We start from the raw sequence: 16,880 nt of genomic DNA on the forward strand, positions 1-16,880 counted from the left end.
TCGACCGGGTGCTGCGACCATCGAAAGCGAAACCACTACGGAACAGACGTGCTGGTATCTATTACCCAGCATAAGACCTGCCGCTTGAGCGGGTTTTAAATGGTCAAGAGTCCGCCAGATGCCCTGGAAACAGGTGTCATTTGAAAATGATCCCCCAGATTCTTTTCAAATGATTTTCGGAGATTAGCGCAGTCCGGTAGCGCGCCTGCTTTGGGAGCAGGATGTCGCAGGTTCGAATCCTGCATCTCCGACCAATCCAACAGTGATCAGTGGATCTCTGTGTGAAGTAAGCGTTGCGTTCCTCTGAATTTGGTGTATGATTCGCGGCCCTAAAGAATTGTAAGTGCTGCTGGTCAGCCGTATCGCCGAGGACGGAAGGCGAAAAGCCGTTGACACCAGGAAAGACTGGGAATCGGTTATCAGGATTATGGATTTAGTTCAGCGGTAACCCCGGAGCGCGTAACCGGGACTAATTTTGAAGGTTGTCAAGCAGCCTTCTAGGCTCTTTTTGAGCCACACGCATTCAGGGGCGCAGGTATAGCGCAATGCGGGTAATAGGTGCAGGCAGGCGGGTTAGAATCCCGCTAGGTAAAAACATGAGCCTGATTAAATGCCGGTGGCAGCCAACCTGTGCTCTTGATTAATTGCCGACATAGCTCAGCAGGTAGAGCAGCGCACTCGTAACGCGAAGGTCGGGGGTTCGATTCCCTCTGTCGGCACCAACTCTTACGAACGGGTAAAGTGGGCAGCATTTTTTGCTATCAAATTGTCGACAGAGCTTCTTCTGGCCAGTCACACTGATACGAAAGCAGCCTCCAGGACACCTCATGCCTACCACGACTCTAACCCGTTCAGAAGCACTACGTCTGATTACGCCATTCGTTCAGATTCTTGATCAGAACAGGCAAGCTACAGACACCCATGCCGCCTTGCTGCATTCTGGTGCCTATCGCATGGTTCAGTTGTTCGTCATTCAGCTGAATCAGCAAGGAAATTTCAGCACCCGCGATGCTGTCCAAAGTGTTTTGTGCGAGTATCGAGATCGTCGAGCAGAGATTCTTTCTGCACACGATCTTGCAAGGTCTCTGAATCTCTTGTGCGAGACCGCAGATTTTGGCTCATACCATGCAGTGAAAGGCTTTTCCGACCTAATGCACCAAGTGCTAGCAAATAAAGTCCAGGCGCCTATGGGATTTTGCAAAGAACTGGCCAGCAACCTAAGGGTTCAGGCGATTGAGTGGCTGTCGGACAAACCCAAGATGACGGTGCAGGCGCAGCTTAACGAGATGGATCCTGATGTTGTGGCTCGCTATGGACGGGAGTTGAGTCAGCGCAGCGTAGAGCAATCCAACACGATGTGATCATCTCCTTGCTCCGATTTTGCAGGTCGGGCATCCAGTGAGATGGAATACCGCTGGGCCTTGCAATCGCATGGCGAAATCGAATAAAAGTAATAAGTATGTATTGACACGATGTCAAAGCATCCTTATACTAGACCCATCAACAGCGACAATGCGAAAGCAAAGTGGCTGATGGTTGAGAAAGAAAGCCTGTAGTCAGGCAGAGAAGGGGATCCCAAAGCCAGCTTGTCGAGCTTCCGCTTGAACGAAGGTGCCAATGGTTATCGCAGAGTCGCGCCTGCGGTGTAAAGAAGACCTCAAAAGCCCATCCCGGAGCCCATAACCTTAAGTGGTAAGGCTTGCGCAAGGAGATATGAGGGTAGCCGGGATTTACCGCTCCACGAGGAGTAGGGCAGTAAGCGGGATGGTGGATACCGCTGCTTGGACGTAACGAGCCGAGCCTTTCTCAAATGCCGGTATAGCTCAGACGGTAGAGCAGCTGCCTTGTAAGCAGAAGGTCGCGGGTTCGATTCCTGCTGCCGGCACCAGATTTGCGCCTGTGGTGGAATTGGTAGACACCCCAGTTTTAGGTACTGGTATCGAAAGATGTGAGAGTTCGAGTCTCTCCGGGCGCACCATTTTAACCGGGCAATTTCTCGGATGATGAAGATGTAATGGTCGGTATAGCTTAGTTGGTGAAGAGCAGCGTGTTGACGGTTCGCCCGAGCGCATGGACGTGGGTTCGACTCCCGCTACTGACCCCAGATTGCATGTTGGCGCTGAGCGCCCTCATGAAACAAAACTTGGCAGCTATGAGCCAGGTAGTTGCGTAACTCACCCTGTAGCGCAGCTAATGATTGGTTTTCTGGTTTGGCAACCGGATACAAGGGTACGGCAGGAAGGGTAGAGCCACTGCTCTTTATGTGAGTTGTTCGCCGCATAGGCTGATAAAGCTGATGGCGTTAAGTGAGCAGCCTATAAGGCTTCAGCACTTCAGGTATTACCTGGGGTCACTGATCAGGCTGAAAGCCTTATGGGATGTTCATTGAGGGGAAGCCATGCGATTGTTCGGACGGGTAACCCAGCGTGAGAGAGAGTTGGCTGATTCAATCAGGCGCCTAAAAACACTGAAGGTCAGCAGCAAAGGCGGGATCTCTATTGATTCGATGGAAATCATTAGAAATCCGCATTTTGTGAAAGCGAGTCAGCAAGCCAAGGCAATTGTGGCAAGCTGTCAAAGCAAATAGTTATGCGCTTGTGGTGGAATTGGTAGACACGCAGCCTTGAGGTGGCTGTGCCGTAAGGTGTAAGGGTTCGAGTCCCTTTGAGCGCACCAAATTAAGATTTAAAGCGGGTGTAGTTTAATGGTAGAACCTCAGCCTTCCAAGCTGATGACGAGGGTTCGATTCCCTCTACCCGCTCCAATTACGCGTTCGTAGCTCAGTTGGATAGAGCATCCGCCTTCTAAGCGGATGGTCGCTGGTTCGAGTCCAGCCGGATGCGCCAAACATATGATAAAAGCTAAATTGCAGGCCATGTTATTGACCGCAGAAAGCAATTATCATAATGTGAAATGGCTGATAACCACTTGTCGCGTTTAAGTACGCGAGAGGTCAGCCCACCTGACACCCCGAAGGCGTGAGTGTCGGCCCGGACGCGAGTAACCGGGCACCAAGTTTAAAAGGGCCTGTAGCATAATTGGTTAATGCAGTCGACTCATAATCGATTGACTGGGGGTTCAAGTCCCTCCAGGCCCACCAAATCAACAAGTTACAACAGTGTTTTAATGTTTGTTGCGAGATCGGCTGTCAGGTGATGCCACTGGGCTCATATCCCAGTTCAGGTCGGTTCGAGTCCGGCTCTCGCTACCAGTTTCAAGCCAGGCAGGCGAAAGGTTGCCGAAAGGTTGAACACGACTAACGGCATATTCAGGCGTGATGGAATAGGCTCCCTGAAATGTCGGCAACACAGCTTGAAATGAAGACGACCCAGAAATGGGTGGTATTCAAATAAACCCCAGTTGGGAGTTATCTGAATACCAGTTTTGCGGGTGTAGTTTAATGGTAGAACCTCAGCCTTCCAAGCTGATGACGAGGGTTCGATTCCCTCTACCCGCTCCAGTTAAGGTTTTCATGGCAGGACTTGGGAGGTTGGCTTAGAAGCAGCCATCCTTTAAAGAGTAGCCCGCCGCAATCGCGAAAGTTGGCGCTTAAGTTTTCGGCAGCTACTTGGCACTCACTTAGGTGGGTGAATAGAAGGTAGACCTGAGGATGTATGCGTACTGCGTCTTTGGGCGTAACACCCCAAGGAATCCGATCCCGCAAGGGGGTGCTGATTGAATTTACCTGGTTATATGGTGATCAGTGCTGGAGGTTGCAACCAGGTGGTAGAAGACAGGCTTTTGGCGTATAAGCACACCACTTCCTGCCATGAAAACCTTTCTGCATGCGTAGCTCAGCTGGATAGAGCAATCCCCTCCTAAGGGATAGGTCGCAGGTTCAAATCCTGCCGCGTGCGCCAAATTCATTGTTGGGTAGCTCAGTAGGTAGAGCTGGAGACTCATAATCTCTGTGTCGCGGGTTCGATCCCCGCCTCAACAACCAATTTAAAACTTCTCTATGTTTAGGTGTTTCGTGGAAACCTTCGCTATTATTTTATTTACCCTCCTAATGATTGGATTTACACTTTTCCAATTATCCAAGCCACATTGGCGAGTCAGCTTTGACCAAGCCCTGAAAAATCTTGATTTGACCGAAGAAGAAATTTCACTGGTTGGTGAAAGCGTGATCAGCAGGTGGAAGGCCAGTGGTGTGAGCAACTATGAAATGGCCTGTGTCTATTCGGAGTTCAAACAGCTAAGGCGCAGCCGTTGACAAATACAGCGCAATTTTTTTGCGCTATTTGTCATCGAAATGATTTAATCTCAAGCCCTTTGAATACGAAAACAAAGTGGCCGACCCATCAGGCTGCGACAGCAATCCTTCGCACGGACGTGAACGCTCAAACGATAAGGAATTGACCATGCCAAGCATCAAGATCAGGATCCCAAGCTTCCTCTGGCTGCTGTTTATGGTGATTATTGTTGCACCTTCATTCATGGTTGCCAGCTCCCTAGAGGAAGCAAAATCATTCAGCCAAGCCGTTAATTGGACATATTGGCTTCTTTATAAGGAGCTCTATTTCCCTGACTTTGTGGCGGATATTTTCAAATATCCAGTTGCGCTTTTTGGGATGATGCTACCCACTTCTGCATCACTTATCATGCTGCCTTTTGAATTGTTTCTTCAGGGATCTGGCCCAATTTTGGCTTATGCCTTCTTCGCAGGGGTGTCTAGACCCATTTCATTTACTAATGAAAATCAAGAAGGGGAGCAGGCATGAATCCGTTTTCACAAAAACGTTTTTTTCATACCGCCGTTGGCCTTGCTGTCGCATTGTTTATTGGTGAAGTTATTCTTGGCGTTATCGGTAATCCGGTTCAGGACGTGTATCGCGGCACTGTCAGCATCGGAGAAGAGTACGGGAAAAACATGCTCATCAATGATGTCGAGATGAGTGTCGATATCCCCAGCAATCGCTCTATTCTACGGGCACCTATCTGGGCTGAGCGCGGCGACATCAACATCACTTTCACCGGAAATGGCGTTGATGCAATGAAAAAGCTTGGCTATAGCGTCGAGCAAAGCAAAGGTGAATCCTACGTTCAGCTGTCCTGCACCGTCCGAAACTCAATAACAAAGGGATATTGGGCAAGTTACGCCAGGTATTTCGAGCTAGTCTTTACAAGCGACAGTCCGTGTAAGTCTATGAAGATGGGGGCAACGAATTTCGACAAGTTCGAAGTCTTTACGACGGCACCATCTGGAGTTCCTATCTTCGCACATCTCAATCGAGACAGCCGCATCGGGATTATTCAACGCCTCATCATGCGCTTTAATTATAAAGCCGCGAAATATGGTGGCGAAGACACCTTTCGTTAATCCCGCGTCCTTGTATCACTTGGAAACAGGACAAAAATTCAGCGAGCTGTAGAGCAGCAGGAGGGTGCAGTGAGACCTGAATACATCGCTAATTCCGCTGGGTCTCCCAGCGAGGCTGAAGCCCTTTTTACTCACTTGTGGAATGATCTTCCCTGGGAAGACCGTGGCGCGCCTCGACGCGAGGTCTTCTTCAATGACAATGGTCAGCCCTACACCTATGGTTCTGGTCGAGGTGAGCGCACCTATGCGCCACACCCCGAATGGAACCACGCTGTACGTGAAATCCAGAGGAATGCAGAAGCTCTTTTTGGCTGCAAATTCGAAGGTTGCTTCATCAACGGCTACGCTGATCAGCACCAGCATCTTGGATGGCACGCCGACGACAGTCCAAGCATTGATTCACATCGGCCAATCCTGGTTTATAGTTTTGGTGCGGCTCGTGAGTTATGGGTCAAGCCACGACCTGACGTCGCAGTTGCGGGAGACGCAATGCCCGTTGTGGAGAAGTACCTGCTTGAGTCAGGTAGCTTGCTTGTAATGCCAGCAGGCATGCAGCAGACGCATTTGCACCGGATCCCGAAGCATCATGCAGCGTGTGGGCCCCGGATAAGCATCACACTTCGCGGTCTAGCTTAACGTGGGCGATCCAGATTGACGCTGGATCGCCTTTCTTGTATTTTGAACAGCCCAAATTGACACGGATTTTGCGAAAGTGAACGAACAGGTGCCCTTTTACTTCGTGGTTGAAATTATTGCCATTGTCGCCATTGTGCTCATGGCTGTGCGCACTTACAGGTATCGCAAAACGCGTTCACTGACAGAGGTGCTTTCCTACTTCGGCCTGCGCCGCGAAGACTTGGTAAAAATCCCCAAAAAGACCCTGGAGTCATGGGACAACAAGGGGACGAGCTACGCTGAATTCGTTGACCTCTATCGCCATCACGTCGAACATGTCTACGGCTGATTAGGCATCAAGGATCCGCCGTGTCAAAACCCAAAGTGATGGTAAACGCTTCTGATGTCGGCAAGGCTGCTTACTGCCCTCATGCCTTGAGCCTCCAGTCTCGGTCTAACGCCAAGCCAGGTGAAGCTGCTATACGCGGCACCCAGGCACATGATGATCTGAATCATTATCTGTTAAACGGCGGTGACAAACGGTGTTTTGTCGCAACCTATGCGCTGGGTGAGCAACATCCCACGACGCATGCACTTAGAGTATGGAGAGATCGCGCCCTCAAGCCATATGTGTGCGGTAGGCTCCTGGTTGCGACGTATTACTGGGTGTCCCCCCTATTGATCAGCCTGGCCGGATCAAGACCGTGGTGCAAGCGAGTGGCCGCAAAGCTGGTACAGGGCTTTGCAAGGCGCGTGGTGACGCGTGCGTGAGCTCATGACCCTGGACAACCTCTTGCTCTTTGGTAATGAGCTTATGGCCATTGTAGCTGGCTTAGGGCTGGTTTTATTCACGCTCTTTCTACTGGCGAAGCGGTCATCTCAGAGAAGCCGACTCATGCAGATGATTGGGCTTGAAGGCACCATTATCTTTGCTGATCAGGGAAGGAGAGGGCGTTACTTTATCACCAAAGAATACGGGATCATCGCCAAGCCCGATTTCATCGTAAAGCTTAAGACCGGCGAGATCGCTATCGTTGAATACAAGAATCGGAAAAACAATCGACTTTATGAGTCGGACAAAGCACAGGTCAAGGCAACTACGTTAGCCGTCCGAAGCAAGATGCGCGTAGACAAAGCCTATGTGCTGGCTGGGAAAAAGCTTTACCCGATTTTGATACCAAAAGATAACGACCAGCTTTTCAGGGAGATCGAGGGGCTTGTCGAATATGCAAAACGCGCCAAGTCGGGTGAACTTATCAAAATCTATACCGAACAAGTTTACTTTTGTAAAAGCTGCTCGGTCAGATCGATCTGCTTAAGAAAGAGGAGGGGTAGTATTAATCAGGCGAGGCTGCTACAATAAACTCATAACAATAAAAAGTGGGTTATCAAATGTCCAGCGTCAGGCATGTGTTTCTAGCAAGTATATTGTCTATTCTTTCAGCTTCAGCGAGCGCAGAAAACGTCATACGCGCCAGCGCGCCCGTACTTCAATCTAAATGGGTTGCACAATATGTCGAAGGTGAATGGATTGCAGGTCAGCTTTACTCCTGTACAGCCTGGTTACCTAAAGCTAGCTCACAAGAGACTGGTGTAAAATTTACCCAGACCCGAACTTGTCAGCAAGATGAAACTAGAGAAATTCGTAAATATGAGCAAAATAACATAACCAAAAAGATTCGCAATGAAACAGTATCTTCGGAATCACGCACCTTTTCGATTGCACAAAGCCAAGAGGCAATGGGAGCCACCTGTAGTTTTAGCCCTGTATCCCCCTATAGCTTCATCGCCATCGCTAAAGACTCAACGTATACCGAAGGAAGGTTAAATGATAATCTGATATGGGCTGGCGGGCCTATAAATGATGGGTATTACACTGGCGCTGAGAAAACCAGCGGGAGCGGCGGTACGTTGAATTACCCAAACTATTACTTTTATGAGATATGCAAAAATTAATTCTCTTTAACCTAGTGTCGCATGCCAGATACGTTCTTTGTGCCGTCTGTAAAGCTGTTCCAAATGTTGCTGTGACGTGAAACCGCGATCAGCTCTGGCGCAACTGGACTTTTTCAGCCATAGGCGTGCGCAAGGAAGGTCAATGACTTTGCATGAAAATCTGCCGCTTTGTGATTCAGGTTTAGGTTTAGGCAATAGGAGTAAATCATCGAGTGAAAATAGAGAATGATCATCGTATACAGTGATTTGAAGTCATCAGCCGGATAAAGGTTGACATCATCAGTATGCTGAGTATACTGGAATCAATAGCAAAGGAGTGAACCCCATGCGTATCGCAGTACTTGGATTGATCATGATTGCCCTCAGCGGTTGCTTTGCAACTGCCCCAACACTCAACGCACCCGTTGATCAGGCTGCATATCGCTATGACGACATTGACCCTGCGCTGCAAGGCGACTGGGTTGGTTTCTCCAGGAACCAGGTGAGCCAGGATGAAATGACATTCATGCTACGCTTGCAGCGTGGCGTGATTACGAACGTCTATTACCTCTCGCATAAGTGTGCGGGTCGACTCAAGTATCAGCGCACAGAACCAAGCGGTGAGTTCCTGTTCCTTGAGCAGATTGACATCGACAAGGTGTCATCTTGCGACAAGAACAGCTACGTGAAATTCCTGCCGAATCCTGACGGAACTATCTTGTACTCCCGCTATACGCTGGAAGGCAAGTTGATTTCCAAGGGACTGATGAGTCGCAAGCAGTAACACAACTGAATCTAACCAAGGAGCTTCACCATGCGCACCACTATCCGCACCTGTATCGCCATTTCTGCATTCGCATTGCTTGCCGCCTGTGGCGGCCCTAAGATCGACGCTAAAAACGCCACCACCTTCCAGGAGTCGGTTGAAAACATCTCTCGGGGCCTGGAGCGCCAGGAAGCCACGCAGTTTGGCATGGACATCCAGACCATCTCCAAGGAAATCCTTGGCTCTGCCATCATGACGATGGACACTGCCAAGATCCAACAGGCTGAGAACGAGATCATGAATCGCCTGGACGGCATGACTGCCAGCGACGTCCATGAAGAAGCCGAGCGCATCCGCAACAAAAGCTGATGTGATCTGCAAGGAAAAATCCCGGCCTATTGCCGGGATTTTTTTTGGGAGTTATTGCCAGCGCCAAATGATGTGGTAACATTCACAAAGGCTAATCGCTGCCCGCAGCTTGCCCCGAAAGGGATGGCAAAAGCGAACTTTCCTATAACGAATCGGACAACCTTGTTGTTGGCGAATCGGCAATGCAAGCACCTATCGAATATGCCAACAACGCGGAGATATCCGATGGCATTTGTTACACTTCCTGGCGCTAAAGCCCAGGCCAGCCTTCTTCAAAAAAGACTCAGTGAGCTCGGTGTTTCGATCAAAAAAACCCAAGCCAATGAAGCTATCGCTGCAATACACAATTTCCCCGACTGGAATCGGTTCAAGGCCAATCTTGATAGCGCTCCTACGCAAAAGACGCGCACTAGTCTCAAAGAGACTAAGATCATCTGCGCACCTCCAGGCTACGGAAAGTCAGCCACGTTGGAAACGCTGTTAACATTTCATGCGCTTGAAGGTGAAGGCATCCCTGTCTACATCGAAATGGTGAGTGAGCCATACCGGTCGCCGTTTTACGAGGCCGTCAATCGATACTTGGGCGGGACTGATGCAGATCCGCGTATTCAGCGGCTTGCGAGCACAAGCCCTCTACCAATTGAGATTGAACATAGCGCCAAGGCCTTGTACGTTCAGGTTCCTGTTCAAATATTATCTCACGAAGGCGCTGACGCGCTGGCATCTGCCATACGAAAAGTTGCTGCGGCGTTTAAACGATGCCCGGAAAAGAAGCCTGGTATCATTTTCATTGACGAGATGCACAAGGTCTATGGCCTATCTAAAGACCTGGCAGATGCCTTTGATTGCGCCTTCGACGGCTGTAACACCCCGGAGCGATATGTTATAGCGAATCAGGTGTATGACCAATGGGTTGGGCGGGCGATAAATGCACCATTCAAGGTGATTTACAAGGAACCTATGCATATGGATCATGGCCAGTACGATAGAATAAAACGAAAGGAGATTTTGTCGGAGAATGTTGCTGACGTAAAATACCTGTTCCAAGATCATGATCGAATGATCGAAGATGTCTTCCAATGGGTATTCCTCAAGGTTCAAAAGACATTGCAATGCCCCATTCCTGAAACACCTATTGCTGAGAAGCTTGGACTAACCCGATGGGGGATGAGCGGTAGGGTTGATATCAATACCCAATACTAGAACATTGTCAATAAAGTGATATGATTCACGCAAGAGGTTCATATCATGCTCAAATTCCATAATTTGCTAATCGCATTGGCGCTCGGCCTGGCTTTAATGCCAGCCTGGGCGTCGCCATCAATAAAAAGCAAGATTCTTGATCAGGACAGGTGCCTTGAGCTCCACAGACCACAGTCAAAAGAATCGGCTTCTTTTTGCTATTGGAAGAAGGGAACCGGATTTCAAAAGCAAGGCTACCTTCAGGCCGTGCACATTCTGCGCGATGTTGAGTACAAAACTCAGCACTACATAGACCCCAATCTTCTTGACGTGCTTTTCCTCATCCAGACCTGGCTCAAGCAGGAAGGGCGCTATAGTCAAATTCATATTCTCTCCGGTTATCGCACACCAACCCACAACTTCAGGCTTGAGGGTGCGGCAAAACAGTCCCTTCATATGAAGGGCATGGCAGCCGATATCTACATTCCAGGTCTTTCTACCAAGATCCTCGCCCTCATGAGTCGTTATGTCGGAGCGGGCGGGGTGGGCATATACCTGGACAAGAATTTCATCCATATCGACACCGGCAGCATTAGGCAATGGCGCGGCTAGTAAAAGATTGGTATACTATGTATCATTGCGCTTCACAGGAACAGATAAATCATGAATTGCATACTCCACATAAATCCCATTTGCCTGACCTGGAAGGATGGCGACGTTCACATCCTGCTGGAGCGCAAAGATGGCTCCGATCTGTATAGACTCCCGCACCGAACGCTGACTGTAGAGCATGCTAGCCCGCTTGAGTGCGTTCAAGATGCCATGAAGGTATTGACCGTCGATCAATCGCGAATTCACTTCGAACACCAGCCCATCGTGACCCAGTGGGATGGACAGGATGCTTCTGAGCTCAACGCTCACATTCCCTTCCTCGTGCTAACGCCACCAGATGTCATCAAACAAAATGAGGACATCAAGCTTCTCCCTCTCGACCTGGTTGAGCAAACCAAGTCAGAGGTAGACAAGAAGATTCTTGAGACAGCAAAGCAAACGTTGGTCAGACTCATTGGCTCAACTTCAGCCTGCCTGAACATGCTCCCCGCTTTTTTCAGCAACGTTGAAATCAAGCTCATTCACAACAAAGTGCTAAATGGCTACGTGAACCGCATGACGCTACGCAAGCGCTATGAGGACACAGGGCTTGTTAAGAGTACTGGAATGCGTATTCAGGTTCAGCATGGTCGCCAGCCACAAGAGATGACGCCCATGATCGATGAGATCCATCACTTCAGCTCAATGATCAGCACCAACGCGACGGAATGATTGCAGCAACTGAGCGCAGTTAAGCGCCTGCCGCCGCGCGTGATGCGGGAAAAGAAAAGGGGCCTGATTGATCAAGGCCCCTTTTTTCTGCTTACGATCCCGCTCCCGCCTAAGCGTCGTCCGAGGCAATCAAAATTGCCATCAGCGCCTTCCTGGTCTGAGGACTGTCTTGCATCACACCAAGCGCCACAGCCTTTCGCATCGCCGCATCCAGTCGCTTGTCTTCATGCGAGCAGTCTTCACAGGGGTACGCCTGCACCGATTCTCCATTCACGACAGGGCAATCATCATCGCCATATTGGCAACCATGCCGAGAGCAGCAATGGGCCACATGAACGCCGACATTCGACATATTAAGCTCCTCATTTGAGGTTATGGTTACACAAAGAAATCACCCAGTGAATACTCCCACGCATCATGCTGCGCATGATACGGGGCATCGGCTCTGCGTTCCCCAAAGGGTCGAGAGCGTCACCGGTATTCTCGGTGCTGCGCAGGAACTTTGGCCTTTCGCAGCCTGCTCATCCTTTCGGTGAGTCAGTTTTAACACCATGGCCCAATAACGGGCCGCAATATTGTAGCTGGCATTCAAGTCACAGTTGTATGTTTTGCCTGTGCTGAAAGTCGCCAGCTCATACTGTTTAGGGTCGCGCTTGAGTTTGCCAGAACCATCATACGCCCATGACGAGGTGCCTCGGGCATACACATACACCACCTTCCCACCCATCTCGACAAACTTCATCTCGATCAGGTTAGCAAGCCTGCGGTGCAGCCATTGATGGAACTTTTGCTTCAGCGCTGAACGCTTGCGCCCGCCTTGCGGGCGCCAGCCTTTCAGATGCTCCAGCACTATCGTGTCAGCCTGGTGTTCACGGGCAAATTCGACCAGCTGACGGGAAGTCAGCTGCGCGATCTGCTCGTTAATATGCCGGGCCTTGCGGTAATCGCCTTTGCAGAACCCTTTACTCAGTACAGCGGTTTTACGCGCTTTTTGGCGAATGGTATTCGCCCGTTGGTTACGCCGGTCTATGTCGGCTGCGGGATGGAAAAATCCACGCGCAGTCACAGTGCCGGATGAAGTCACCACGCTGGCCGTTGCCAGGGTGTTGATGCCGATATCCACCGCCAATACCCGTTGACGGTTGGTCAGACGTGCCGGTGTCAACGACACCGGCACAGAGAGGTGGATTGATTTACCCACGATCAGCGAAGGCGACTTCAAATCACCCAAGGTATGTCGCTGGCGTGTGGCCTTGATCGGGATCTGGTGCCACAACCACTCTTTACCATCCCAGAGCTTGATCGAGGCGGTTTTGAACTGGGCATCGAGTTTGTACAGTTGGCCCCGATACAACGCCGGATAACAGCCAGAAACGGGGTTAAATACTGGAGGCTTGGCATGCGAATGTTTTCGCTTGCCGTCGAGCCAATCGTCGTAACGACTGATATACGACGAAATCTGCCCTTTGACGAATTCAATCGCTGCCCGGCGCAGGTACGAGGGAAACTTGTAAAACTGACGATCAAAGTAGCGGTGTTTGGGTTGCGGGTTTTTGTTAGTCGGGTGCATCAAGCGCTCGACCGCAGCGGTAAAACTTGGGGCCTTCTGCAAAGACGCCCAATTCGCCATGATCACGATGCTTAACGCACGACAATAACGACGATACTCATTCACCGTGAGCTGGCAAAGCTCGTGATGATGAGGGGTGGCTTGAAGCGGCCATTTGTCAGTGCGTATAATGGCTTTCGTCATAGTCGAATAGTACATGAATATCATGGACTATTCAAGGCTAAAAACGAGCAACCATGCCGCTTTCAGGCTGCATTACCATCTCGTGCTGTCGATGAAGTAACGACACAAATGCCTATCCACTGAAATGCTTGAGCGAATGAGGGAAATCTTCGTATCCGTTCTGCGCAAATGGGATGCCGAGCTGGTTGAATTTGGTGGTGAAGCTGATCACGTGCACCTGCTATTCGAAACCACACCTACATCAAAGCTCTCAGATCTGGTTAAGAACCTTAAATCAGTCTCTGCTCGGCATATGCGCAAAGAGTTTGCGGCTGAACTGGCGCATTTTTACTGGAAGCCATACTTCTGGAACCATGCGTATGCACTCATCAGTGTTGGCGGTAGAGCCAATATCGAAACACTGCTGAAGTACATCGAAAACCAGGATGATCCTCGCAAGCTCGGATAGCGGCTGACTAGCGCATCATGCTTCGCATGAAACGTAGGATGCGCCGCTTAGTTGCTCAACGAGTGGGTGATGAAGCCATGGTCATGGTGCAGCAGAGGGCGAGGGCGGGGCTTGAGTATTGAGCCACTCACGGATAAGGGTGTATGTCAGAGCCAGCATCACAGGGCCCACAAACAACCCCAGGAAGCCAAAGGCAACCATCCCACCCAGCACGCCCAAGAGCACGATGGCAATCGGCATAACACTCCCTCTGCTGATCAGCAGTGGCTTGAGCACATTGTCGACACCACTGATGACAATGAATCCCCATAGCCCCATGAAGATGGCATAACCATTTTCACCATTAAGAAATAGCCAGACAGTGGCAGGAATCCAGATTAGCGGAGGTGCGAATGGAATCACGCCTGCGATAAACGTTAAAGCACCCAGCAACAAAGGCGCCGGAACCCCTGCAATCCAGAAGCCGATAGCCGCCACAACACCCTGAGCCAACGCCGTCCCGATAATGCCATTGATCACGTTTTGCACAGTATCTGCGGCCACCTTCCAGTAATGACTGTGAGAGGCTCCAATGATTCGACCCAGAATGCTCTGAAGAGCACCAGCAATTTGCTGCCCTTGAACGTAAAACCAAAATGCGAACAAGATTGCCAAGCCGAGTTGGCCAAGGACTGACCCCAGAGCACCAGAGTGGGCAAAGAGGTATCGTGCGCTTGCCTGAAGGTAAGGAACTGCATCAGCGAACCAGTCAACACCTTTTGACTGCCATGTCATCCAGTAGGAAAGGACGCTTTGTCCAACGACTGGAATCGACCCCACCCAGGAAGGCAGATCTGGAAGTGCGGTTTTGGTCATTTGAATCAGAGGCTGAATGACATCTTTTCCATCCCCAGCAATGCCAATACCGACCACGACCAGCGGCACAATGATTAACGCAATCATGATAAGCGCCAGCAGTGTCGCCGATCCAATCGTGCTTTTAATTTTGGCGCTGATCCATGTGTGCACTGGCCACGTGGCGAACGCAATAAGGCCACCCCATAGGATTGCAATCACGAAGGGCTTTACGATCATGAAAGACAGCCCCAAGACCGCGACAACCAATGCGATGCTGAATGGCTTTTCCAAATCCTTGAGGTTCATTGAGCAGTTCCTGTGAGGCAATTAACGATGATTGGGGTCGTCTTGATAGTCTTCTCGCTGCTCGGCATATTCGGTATTCCGAAAGCGGGAGCGCGGCGTGTAATCCTGCTGCTTTTGTGCGGGCTGTGCAGGCTTCTGACCTGGCTCGTAATCTTCATTGCGGTATGGGCGACGCATGGCATTGACCTCCTGATGGTTGTGATTTAGCCAAATTGACAATCGGCTATATTTGAACAAACCCAACATCAAAAGTAAACGGAGAATTGAGGGCAGAAGGTAGTGCAAGCCCCATATTTTTCCTAGCATAATGGTGTATTGACATCTTGTCAATAACTCATGGTGCATGGGTTCTTTTGTACCGCATTTATTGACGCTGGGCGCAGGTTTCGCTATAATGCTTATACCTTAAGAGGAGCCAAATCCCATGTCCAACGCGCTGATGGAATCGATTGCTGTCATCGAGCTCATGCTCCAGGATATTCAGAATGAGCACGCTGAATCACTGATCGAAACCCCTGAAGTAGCCACCGGGATTCAGATGGCCTACAAGCAGATTTTCAATACCCGCTTGAAGCTTGTGCAGCTCCTTGAGCGTGCCGCCGAGCCAGTCGTGAAAGAAGATCGGACAAGCTTTCTACGATCCATCAGGCTCACGAACATTGAAAAATGGGTTTTGAGAAGCCTTGGAGATCGAGAGGATGGCATGCCAGCACAGATGATCCGTGCAGAACATGATCGTTTGATTGCAAACGCACTGATTCAGGAAGACTCGGGTCGCTACTTCATTACAGACGATGGTCGTGCCTTGCTCTCTTTGCTGGTCAAGCTCCCAGGCGCCAGTGACCTGAGACTTCAGCAAAAGGTTGTCGCATGATGCCATGAAAAAACGGCTGCCTAGGCAGCCGTTTTGTTTTTCAGAGTCAGTCGCTCGACCCCATGCCGAGCAGTGACATTAGGCTCAGGAACATGTTGTAGATGGACACGTACAGGGTAATGGCTGCAAGAATGTAGTTGTCTTCACCTCCCCGCACAATGGACTGCGTTTGATACAGAATCACTGCTGATGAGAACAGCACGAATCCAACCGAAATGGCCATCTGCATTCCAGAGATATCGACGAACCAGGACAGAACCATTGCGCTGAAAAGCACAATGAACCCGGCAAAAATGAATCCCTCAAGAAAGCTCAAATCACGCTTTGTCTTCAGCGCGTAGGCCGACAATGAAAAGAAGGCTAGCGCCGTCATCATGAAAGCATTACCAATGACTGACGCCCCATTCTCCAGCGATAAAAAAGCGTTCAGAATGGGGCCCAAGCTCAATCCCATAAAGCCGGTGAATGCAAATGTCCAAGCCAACCCGGCCCCGCTGTTCTTGGTCTTATGGATCATGTAGAGCAATCCATAGAAACCTATCAGCAGAACGATCAGCGGCATGCCGGGAAGCCTCAAGGCTTGCGCGATGAAAGCGACTACAGACGTCGTAGCCAATGTCGCGCCCAGAAGCATGTAGGTATTTTTCAGAATATTAGCCGATTGGATTGACTGTGCAGTTTGAGCGCCAGCAATCTCAGGCTTGGTTACGTCAACGGTCATTTTGATACCTCGCAGTTTGATGACTTACATTCATCATAATTGACTTGCTTGTCAATATCAAAGAAACTAATCATATCACGGAGAGGTTTATGACTGACGTTTTGATCTACACGGCCAGCGTTTCTTTAGACGCATCTACCGTAGCTGGGTGGGGCGCAGTGCTCGTTTCGGGTGAACATATCAAGGAAACGACGGGGGCAGCAGAAGAGTCCACACATCGAATAGCCTTGATCGCTTGCATTGAGGCACTTGGTCTGCTTAAAAAACCATGTACAGTCAGACTGGCGACCAGCTCGTTATTTGTGATTGAGGGCATGAGCCAGATCGATGTTTGGAAACAAAATCGATGGCGCGATATCGAAAATAGACAGATCGAGCACGCTGATCTCTGGCGGCAGATGGACGAGGTGTGCGCCCAGCACGATACGATT

19 protein-coding genes, 12 tRNA genes and 2 pseudogenes are annotated in these 16,880 nt (G+C 50.1%); 28 read left to right on the forward strand and 5 right to left on the reverse strand.

The annotated features are described in order from the left end of the window. Nucleotides 1-177: 177 nt before the first annotated feature. From P5704_027500 to P5704_027620, 25 genes are all read left to right on the forward strand, one after another. Nucleotides 178-254: transfer RNA gene (locus P5704_027500), tRNA-Pro, on the forward strand. Between the two features lie 392 nt (nucleotides 255-646). Continuing rightward, nucleotides 647-722: transfer RNA gene (locus P5704_027505), tRNA-Thr, on the forward strand. A 105-nt stretch (nucleotides 723-827) separates the two neighbouring features. Beyond that, nucleotides 828-1,361: a hypothetical protein gene (locus P5704_027510; GenBank protein ID WOF81640.1), complete on the forward strand. Its 534-nt coding sequence runs from the start codon at nucleotides 828-830 to the stop codon at nucleotides 1,359-1,361. A 451-nt stretch (nucleotides 1,362-1,812) separates the two neighbouring features. Then, nucleotides 1,813-1,888, forward strand: a tRNA-Thr gene (locus P5704_027515). A 5-nt stretch (nucleotides 1,889-1,893) separates the two neighbouring features. After that, a tRNA-Leu gene (locus P5704_027520) sits at nucleotides 1,894-1,978 on the forward strand. A 39-nt stretch (nucleotides 1,979-2,017) separates the two neighbouring features. Then, nucleotides 2,018-2,104 (forward strand) — tRNA-Val (locus P5704_027525). 487 nt (nucleotides 2,105-2,591) lie between these two features. Next, a tRNA-Leu gene (locus tag P5704_027530) sits at nucleotides 2,592-2,676 on the forward strand. 14 nt (nucleotides 2,677-2,690) lie between these two features. Continuing rightward, nucleotides 2,691-2,764 (forward strand) — tRNA-Gly (locus tag P5704_027535). Nucleotides 2,765-2,769: 5 nt separating this feature from the next. Next, nucleotides 2,770-2,846: transfer RNA gene (locus P5704_027540), tRNA-Arg, on the forward strand. A 177-nt stretch (nucleotides 2,847-3,023) separates the two neighbouring features. Beyond that, nucleotides 3,024-3,100, forward strand: a tRNA-Ile gene (locus tag P5704_027545). 286 nt (nucleotides 3,101-3,386) lie between these two features. Next, nucleotides 3,387-3,460 (forward strand) — tRNA-Gly (locus tag P5704_027550). A 323-nt stretch (nucleotides 3,461-3,783) separates the two neighbouring features. Beyond that, nucleotides 3,784-3,860, forward strand: a tRNA-Arg gene (locus tag P5704_027555). A gap of 7 nt (nucleotides 3,861-3,867) precedes the next feature. Next, a tRNA-Met gene (locus P5704_027560) sits at nucleotides 3,868-3,943 on the forward strand. Nucleotides 3,944-3,973: 30 nt separating this feature from the next. Beyond that, the gene (locus P5704_027565) at nucleotides 3,974-4,213 is read left to right on the forward strand and encodes a hypothetical protein (GenBank protein ID WOF81641.1); all 240 of its coding nucleotides are present in this window, start codon (nucleotides 3,974-3,976) and stop codon (nucleotides 4,211-4,213) included. Nucleotides 4,214-4,361: 148 nt separating this feature from the next. Then, entirely contained in the window at nucleotides 4,362-4,721 is a 360-nt protein-coding gene (locus P5704_027570; GenBank protein WOF81642.1) for a hypothetical protein, read from the forward strand. After that, on the forward strand, nucleotides 4,718-5,320 hold the full coding sequence (locus tag P5704_027575; GenBank protein WOF81643.1) for a hypothetical protein: 603 nt from the start codon (nucleotides 4,718-4,720) through the stop codon (nucleotides 5,318-5,320). Before P5704_027570 ends, P5704_027575 begins: the two co-directional genes overlap by 4 nt. A gap of 69 nt (nucleotides 5,321-5,389) precedes the next feature. Beyond that, the gene (locus P5704_027580) at nucleotides 5,390-5,956 is read left to right on the forward strand and encodes an alpha-ketoglutarate-dependent dioxygenase AlkB (protein WOF81644.1); all 567 of its coding nucleotides are present in this window, start codon (nucleotides 5,390-5,392) and stop codon (nucleotides 5,954-5,956) included. A gap of 76 nt (nucleotides 5,957-6,032) precedes the next feature. Then, nucleotides 6,033-6,284 (forward strand): hypothetical protein, encoded by a 252-nt coding sequence (locus tag P5704_027585; GenBank protein WOF81645.1) that lies wholly within the window; start codon nucleotides 6,033-6,035, stop codon nucleotides 6,282-6,284. A 414-nt stretch (nucleotides 6,285-6,698) separates the two neighbouring features. Then, the gene (locus tag P5704_027590) at nucleotides 6,699-7,298 is read left to right on the forward strand and encodes a PD-(D/E)XK nuclease family protein (protein ID WOF81646.1); all 600 of its coding nucleotides are present in this window, start codon (nucleotides 6,699-6,701) and stop codon (nucleotides 7,296-7,298) included. 29 nt (nucleotides 7,299-7,327) lie between these two features. Further along, nucleotides 7,328-7,891 (forward strand): hypothetical protein, encoded by a 564-nt coding sequence (locus P5704_027595; GenBank protein ID WOF81647.1) that lies wholly within the window; start codon nucleotides 7,328-7,330, stop codon nucleotides 7,889-7,891. Nucleotides 7,892-8,216: 325 nt separating this feature from the next. Then, a complete protein-coding gene (locus tag P5704_027600; GenBank protein WOF81648.1) occupies nucleotides 8,217-8,654 on the forward strand; it encodes a hypothetical protein in 438 nt (145 codons plus the stop codon). A gap of 30 nt (nucleotides 8,655-8,684) precedes the next feature. Beyond that, nucleotides 8,685-9,005, forward strand: coding sequence for a DUF6694 family lipoprotein (locus P5704_027605; protein ID WOF81649.1), 321 nt, complete (start codon nucleotides 8,685-8,687; stop codon nucleotides 9,003-9,005). 225 nt (nucleotides 9,006-9,230) lie between these two features. After that, nucleotides 9,231-10,208, forward strand: a complete 978-nt coding sequence (locus P5704_027610; protein WOF81650.1) for a glyoxalase superfamily protein — start codon at nucleotides 9,231-9,233, stop codon at nucleotides 10,206-10,208. 45 nt (nucleotides 10,209-10,253) lie between these two features. After that, complete coding sequence (locus P5704_027615; protein ID WOF81651.1) at nucleotides 10,254-10,799, forward strand: DUF882 domain-containing protein; 546 nt, start codon at nucleotides 10,254-10,256, stop codon at nucleotides 10,797-10,799. Nucleotides 10,800-10,850: 51 nt separating this feature from the next. Further along, entirely contained in the window at nucleotides 10,851-11,510 is a 660-nt protein-coding gene (locus P5704_027620; protein WOF81652.1) for a hypothetical protein, read from the forward strand. 109 nt (nucleotides 11,511-11,619) lie between these two features. Here the strand turns inward: P5704_027620 and P5704_027625 are convergent, their stop codons facing one another. Both P5704_027625 and P5704_027630 read right to left on the reverse strand, forming a co-directional pair. Then, the gene (locus tag P5704_027625) at nucleotides 11,620-11,862 is read right to left on the reverse strand and encodes a hypothetical protein (GenBank protein ID WOF81653.1); all 243 of its coding nucleotides are present in this window, start codon (nucleotides 11,860-11,862) and stop codon (nucleotides 11,620-11,622) included. A gap of 63 nt (nucleotides 11,863-11,925) precedes the next feature. Beyond that, nucleotides 11,926-13,278, reverse strand: a complete 1,353-nt coding sequence (locus tag P5704_027630; protein ID WOF81654.1) for a transposase — start codon at nucleotides 13,276-13,278, stop codon at nucleotides 11,926-11,928. Between the two features lie 97 nt (nucleotides 13,279-13,375). Between P5704_027630 and tnpA the strand changes: the two are divergent. Then, a pseudogene (tnpA, locus tag P5704_027635) lies at nucleotides 13,376-13,711 on the forward strand (IS200/IS605 family transposase). An 81-nt stretch (nucleotides 13,712-13,792) separates the two neighbouring features. Here the strand turns inward: tnpA and P5704_027640 are convergent. Together P5704_027640 and P5704_027645 are read right to left on the reverse strand one after the other, a co-directional pair. Then, complete coding sequence (locus tag P5704_027640; GenBank protein ID WOF81655.1) at nucleotides 13,793-14,854, reverse strand: AI-2E family transporter; 1,062 nt, start codon at nucleotides 14,852-14,854, stop codon at nucleotides 13,793-13,795. A 21-nt stretch (nucleotides 14,855-14,875) separates the two neighbouring features. Next, nucleotides 14,876-15,031 (reverse strand): hypothetical protein, encoded by a 156-nt coding sequence (locus tag P5704_027645; protein WOF81656.1) that lies wholly within the window; start codon nucleotides 15,029-15,031, stop codon nucleotides 14,876-14,878. 247 nt (nucleotides 15,032-15,278) lie between these two features. On the opposite strand from P5704_027645, the gene P5704_027650 reads away from it, so the two are divergent. Next, nucleotides 15,279-15,728, forward strand: a complete 450-nt coding sequence (locus P5704_027650) for a hypothetical protein (GenBank protein WOF81657.1) — start codon at nucleotides 15,279-15,281, stop codon at nucleotides 15,726-15,728. Between the two features lie 46 nt (nucleotides 15,729-15,774). Here the strand turns inward: P5704_027650 and P5704_027655 are convergent, their stop codons facing one another. Continuing rightward, nucleotides 15,775-16,449, reverse strand: coding sequence for a Bax inhibitor-1/YccA family protein (locus tag P5704_027655; protein ID WOF81658.1), 675 nt, complete (start codon nucleotides 16,447-16,449; stop codon nucleotides 15,775-15,777). 89 nt (nucleotides 16,450-16,538) lie between these two features. On the opposite strand from P5704_027655, the pseudogene P5704_027660 reads away from it, so the two are divergent. After that, nucleotides 16,539-16,880, forward strand: a pseudogene (locus P5704_027660) (RNase H family protein).

It is taken from the genome of Pseudomonas sp. FeN3W (assembly GCA_030263805.2).
Taxonomy (GTDB): Bacteria; Pseudomonadota; Gammaproteobacteria; order Pseudomonadales; family Pseudomonadaceae; genus Stutzerimonas; species Stutzerimonas stutzeri_G.

Excerpts from the sequence above, each read along its gene's own strand:
- P5704_027620 (WOF81652.1), top strand. The coding sequence starts at position 10,851 with ATGAATTGCATACTCCACATAAATCCCATTTGCCTGACCTGGAAGGAT.
- P5704_027630 (WOF81654.1), bottom strand. The coding sequence starts at position 13,278 with ATGTACTATTCGACTATGACGAAAGCCATTATACGCACTGACAAATGG.
- P5704_027625 (WOF81653.1), bottom strand. The coding sequence starts at position 11,862 with ATGTCGAATGTCGGCGTTCATGTGGCCCATTGCTGCTCTCGGCATGGT.
- P5704_027615 (WOF81651.1), top strand. The coding sequence starts at position 10,254 with ATGCTCAAATTCCATAATTTGCTAATCGCATTGGCGCTCGGCCTGGCT.
- P5704_027650 (WOF81657.1), top strand. The coding sequence starts at position 15,279 with ATGTCCAACGCGCTGATGGAATCGATTGCTGTCATCGAGCTCATGCTC.
- P5704_027600 (WOF81648.1), top strand. The coding sequence starts at position 8,217 with ATGCGTATCGCAGTACTTGGATTGATCATGATTGCCCTCAGCGGTTGC.
- P5704_027605 (WOF81649.1), top strand. The coding sequence starts at position 8,685 with ATGCGCACCACTATCCGCACCTGTATCGCCATTTCTGCATTCGCATTG.
- P5704_027610 (WOF81650.1), top strand. The coding sequence starts at position 9,231 with ATGGCATTTGTTACACTTCCTGGCGCTAAAGCCCAGGCCAGCCTTCTT.
- P5704_027645 (WOF81656.1), bottom strand. The coding sequence starts at position 15,031 with ATGCGTCGCCCATACCGCAATGAAGATTACGAGCCAGGTCAGAAGCCT.
- P5704_027640 (WOF81655.1), bottom strand. The coding sequence starts at position 14,854 with ATGAACCTCAAGGATTTGGAAAAGCCATTCAGCATCGCATTGGTTGTC.
- P5704_027570 (WOF81642.1), top strand. The coding sequence starts at position 4,362 with ATGCCAAGCATCAAGATCAGGATCCCAAGCTTCCTCTGGCTGCTGTTT.
- P5704_027655 (WOF81658.1), bottom strand. The coding sequence starts at position 16,449 with ATGACCGTTGACGTAACCAAGCCTGAGATTGCTGGCGCTCAAACTGCA.
- P5704_027510 (WOF81640.1), top strand. The coding sequence starts at position 828 with ATGCCTACCACGACTCTAACCCGTTCAGAAGCACTACGTCTGATTACG.
- P5704_027595 (WOF81647.1), top strand. The coding sequence starts at position 7,328 with ATGTCCAGCGTCAGGCATGTGTTTCTAGCAAGTATATTGTCTATTCTT.
- P5704_027575 (WOF81643.1), top strand. The coding sequence starts at position 4,718 with ATGAATCCGTTTTCACAAAAACGTTTTTTTCATACCGCCGTTGGCCTT.